This is a genomic window from Sphingobacterium sp. IITKGP-BTPF85, from assembly GCF_001006065.1.
Taxonomy (GTDB): domain Bacteria; phylum Bacteroidota; class Bacteroidia; order Sphingobacteriales; family Sphingobacteriaceae; genus Sphingobacterium; species Sphingobacterium anhuiense.
Window position 1 is genome coordinate 1 of the sequence record NZ_ASZT02000243.1, and the last position, 3,719, is coordinate 3,719.

Here is a 3,719-nt window from a genome sequence, read left to right on the forward strand (position 1 = left end):
TCTTTGGGAATGAAGCAGGTGTGAATAAGTTGTTAGTTTCATTTCTATATGCTGGACTACAAGTGATTATTGGTTTAATGGTTATATATGCGACGAATTTAGATTTAACAGCCCAAATTATTTTTTCGATTGGTTTGCTCATAATACTGAGTGCTGTGTATTTGATAATAAAAAATAGAATAATAAAAAAATATATAAAAGTTTAATGTTTTTCAAGAATGCATTTGAATACTTTATAGCCTATAAGTTTTAGGCATCAAATTTGCAATAATGACACGAATTTGACCTGTCAATTTTTAAATGACAAATAATATAGAAAATTTGGGTAAATTAATATATTTTTGCCCTTAAATTAAATCTATCTCATAATTTAAATAGAGCATGCGAGTAATATCAAAATATGGTTTAGTATTAGGAATAATTACGTTATTCCTAGTCGTTTTTAGTTCTTGCGGATCACGGAAGAACATGGTGTATTTTCAACCTGATTCTACGCAAATTAATACCGTATATGAACAATATGTTCCCAAGATACAGAAAAATGATATTTTAACTGTCGTGGTGACCGCGGCAGACCCTAAGGTAACGGCACCGTTTAATCCTTTAAGTACTATGGCAGCGGGTAGTTTGACACAGCAAACCGATATGGCACTTCGTCCTACTTATACTGTTGACGAAAAGGGCGATATTACATTACCCATGTTAGGGAAAGTCTATCTAGAAGGATTGACACGCTTAGAAGCTATAGAGAAAGTACGGATAGAATTGAGTCACTATATAAAAGACCCTGGTGTCAATATGAATTTTAATAATTTTAGAGTTTCTGTCTTAGGCGAGGTGGCTCGGCCGGGTTCATTTATTATGCCAACGGAGCGTGTAACTGTATTGGAGGCTTTAGGGATGGCTGGTGATTTGACCATTCGTGGAGTTCGTGAAAATGTTACTTTAATTCGTGAAGTTGACGGCAAAAAGTCTATGCATCGTCTGGATTTGACTAAACAAGAAACTTTAAATTCGCCTTACTATTATTTGGCACAAAATGATGTGATTTATGTAGAACCAAATAAATCGCAGATTAATAATTCAAAATTAGGAGCCAATACGAATATTATTATTTCGATCGCTGGTCTAATTATAACCGTAATATCTGTATTGACACGCTAAATAATATGATGGAACAACAACCTTTACAACAGAAGGAAAACCAAGAGGAAGAAATTAATTTAAGGCAACTTTTTGAACAGTATGCCTATTACTGGAAATGGTTTGTATTAGCCATTTTACTATCTATGGGGATTGCTGTTATCTATTTACGGTATGCTCAAAAGACTTATAATACTACTGCTAAAATTCTCTTAAAAGATGAACGTAGTGCTTCTGCAGGAGAATTGGCGGGTATTGCGGAATTAACGAGCAGTATGGGCTTCGGCGGATCACGTTCGGCCTTTGTAACCGATCAAATCGAAGTTTTAACTTCACGTCGATTGATGCGCAAAGTAGTATATAAACATCATTTGAATGTAATATATTCAACTAAAGGTAAGATACGTTCTCAAGAGCTTTTGGAAAATGATATGCCTTTTTTATTGGTGCCTCAAGGTAATCCGGATACAACTCGTTTAAAAGTTAATATTCGTTATATCGTAGGGAAGAAATTACAGGTTACTGATATGGTTTCAGGAAAAAAAATCATAGCTGACTTTGATAAAGTAATAAAAATTGGGAGTAATCAGGTTTTGTTTACGAAAAACTCAGGTCGTCTACTTAAGCAAAGCCTAGATTATGAAATTACTGTAGTTCCTATAGACTGGGCTGTAAATTCGATGTTAAATACTATTAGAATTCTGCCAAGTAAAGAGGCGCAATCATATATTGTAAATTTTGCAATGGTATCTACTTTGAGTAAAAAAGCAGAATTAATTTTGAACTCTTTAATTGATATCTATAATGCTGATTTGAGTAATGATAAAATGCGAATGACCCGAGCAACATCTGATTTTATCAATAAGCGGTTGATGATTATTTCGAAAGATCTTTCTGGAGCAGATGAAGAAGCAGCTGATTTCAAATCAGCGAATTCTATGGTTGATATGGCAACAGAAGCAAGTGTGTTTTTGCAGAACGCATCTGAAAATGACAAGAAGTATTAGAATACCGTACACAGTTGCAATTGGTGGATCATATGACCGACTTTCTAAAAGGAGAAGAAACGGGAAAATTATTGCCCTCAAATATTGGTCTTCAAGATATTTCTATTGGTACAGCAATTACTGGTTATAATAAATTAGTTATTGAACGCGATGATTTATTGAAATCAGCATCGGATTTAAATCCAACAGTCGTTGCTCTTAATCAAAATATCGAGGACAACCGTAATAATATTCGACGCTCCTTGGAAAACTATCAACAGGTCACTAAATTGGCTTTGAATAATATTGAAAGGAAGTCGACTGAGATTAAAGGAAAAATTAGCTCTATCCCAAATCAGGAACAAGGCTTTAAGAAAATATCTAGACAGCAACAGATTGTTGAGTCACTTTATCTTCTTTTGTTACAAAAACGTGAAGAAAGTGAGGTGAGAGCTGCTGCCACACCAGATAATTTGAAAATTATTGATGCGGCTTATGGTAATGGTGTACCTGTATCTCCTAAAAGGAATACGGTATTAATGGGTGCTTTTATTTTAGGCTTGCTAATTCCTTTAGCGATTTTGTATCTTAAATTTTTATTGGATAATAAATTCATTCCCGGAAAGATATCGAAGATGTGGTCAAAGCTCCTATATTAGGAGAAATACCAAGTGCTGAAGATACTATTATCCATCAAAACGATCGTTCATCTCTTGCAGAATCTTTCCGGATTTTGAGGACCAATATGAATTTTATGTTTGGTGCAGATAAGAAGGATGAATCTAAGGTTATTTTTGTAACGTCAACCACATCGGGAGAAGGAAAATCATTTGTAACAACAAACCTTGCGCAAATCTTATCCATGTCTGATAAGCGTGTATTGTTGATTGGTGCGGATATTCGTAGTCCAAAAGTTTTGGACTACTTAGGATTATCGCATCTACAACATACGAATGTTGGAATTACCCAATTCTTAATTAATCCGGAGATGGACGTGGATAATATTATTATCAAAAAACCTGGAAATTACGATTTTGATGTTGTTTATTCTGGCTATATTGCCCCTAACCCCGCAGAATTGCTAATGAACGGTCATTTGATGATGTGATCAAATATGCTCGAGAGAATTATGATTATATATTAGTTGATACTGCGCCCGTTAGTTTGGTAACGGATACCTTATTGATAGCACACAATGCTGATTTGACATTATATGTTTCTCGTGTTAATTATTTAGATAAACGTTTATTACAGGTACCGCGTGAATTGTATGTTCAAGGTAAGTTGAAAAACTTAGCATCTGTTGTAAATGATGTTGACTTTGCTCGTGGTTATGGATACGGTTACGGTTACGGCTATGGTTATGGAGATAAAGGAGAACAAAAAACTGGTTTGGCTAAATTCTGGCAAAATTTGAAAAATAAAACAGGTTTAAAATAATAACAAATAGAATTTTGAAAAGCACATTTCTTAGATAGAAAGTATCCGTCCTATTGAAGTACGTATTGACCTAGAAGTTGAGTTGTTCCTAGTTTTTGGGATCATTGAGGTACAGAAGAGAAAAGAGAATATATGAAGCTGATGGTTTCC

Annotated in this window: 5 protein-coding genes and 1 pseudogene; all 6 read left to right on the forward strand. The window is 34.3% G+C overall.

Annotated elements, in window-relative coordinates; translation table 11 throughout:
- Window positions 1–206, forward strand: a pseudogene (locus L950_RS34600) (UDP-GlcNAc--UDP-phosphate GlcNAc-1-phosphate transferase); the annotation flags it as partial.
- 175 nt (window positions 207–381) lie between these two features.
- Window positions 382–1,164 (forward strand): polysaccharide biosynthesis/export family protein, encoded by a 783-nt coding sequence (locus L950_RS24535; RefSeq protein WP_031289783.1) that lies wholly within the window; start codon window positions 382–384, stop codon window positions 1,162–1,164.
- Window positions 1,165–1,169: 5 nt separating this feature from the next.
- Window positions 1,170–2,150, forward strand: coding sequence for a Wzz/FepE/Etk N-terminal domain-containing protein (locus L950_RS34605; protein ID WP_021192325.1), 981 nt, complete (start codon window positions 1,170–1,172; stop codon window positions 2,148–2,150).
- A 32-nt stretch (window positions 2,151–2,182) separates the two neighbouring features.
- Window positions 2,183–2,788 (forward strand): GNVR domain-containing protein, encoded by a 606-nt coding sequence (locus L950_RS34610; RefSeq protein ID WP_021192326.1) that lies wholly within the window; start codon window positions 2,183–2,185, stop codon window positions 2,786–2,788.
- On the forward strand, window positions 2,767–3,237 hold the full coding sequence (locus L950_RS34615; RefSeq protein WP_021192327.1) for a P-loop NTPase: 471 nt from the start codon (window positions 2,767–2,769) through the stop codon (window positions 3,235–3,237). Before L950_RS34610 ends, L950_RS34615 begins: the two co-directional genes overlap by 22 nt.
- Window positions 3,234–3,569 carry a tyrosine-protein kinase family protein gene (locus tag L950_RS34620; RefSeq protein WP_021192328.1) on the forward strand — a complete coding sequence of 112 codons (336 nt, stop codon included), beginning with the start codon at window positions 3,234–3,236 and terminating at the stop codon, window positions 3,567–3,569. The genes L950_RS34615 and L950_RS34620 overlap by 4 nt, the downstream gene beginning before the upstream one ends.
- Window positions 3,570–3,719 lie beyond the last annotated feature (150 nt).

Coding starts and splice junctions, on each gene's coding strand:
- L950_RS34605 (WP_021192325.1), top strand. CDS start 1,170: ATGATGGAACAACAACCTTTACAACAGAAGGAAAACCAAGAGGAAGAA.
- L950_RS24535 (WP_031289783.1), top strand. CDS start 382: ATGCGAGTAATATCAAAATATGGTTTAGTATTAGGAATAATTACGTTA.
- L950_RS34610 (WP_021192326.1), top strand. CDS start 2,183: ATGACCGACTTTCTAAAAGGAGAAGAAACGGGAAAATTATTGCCCTCA.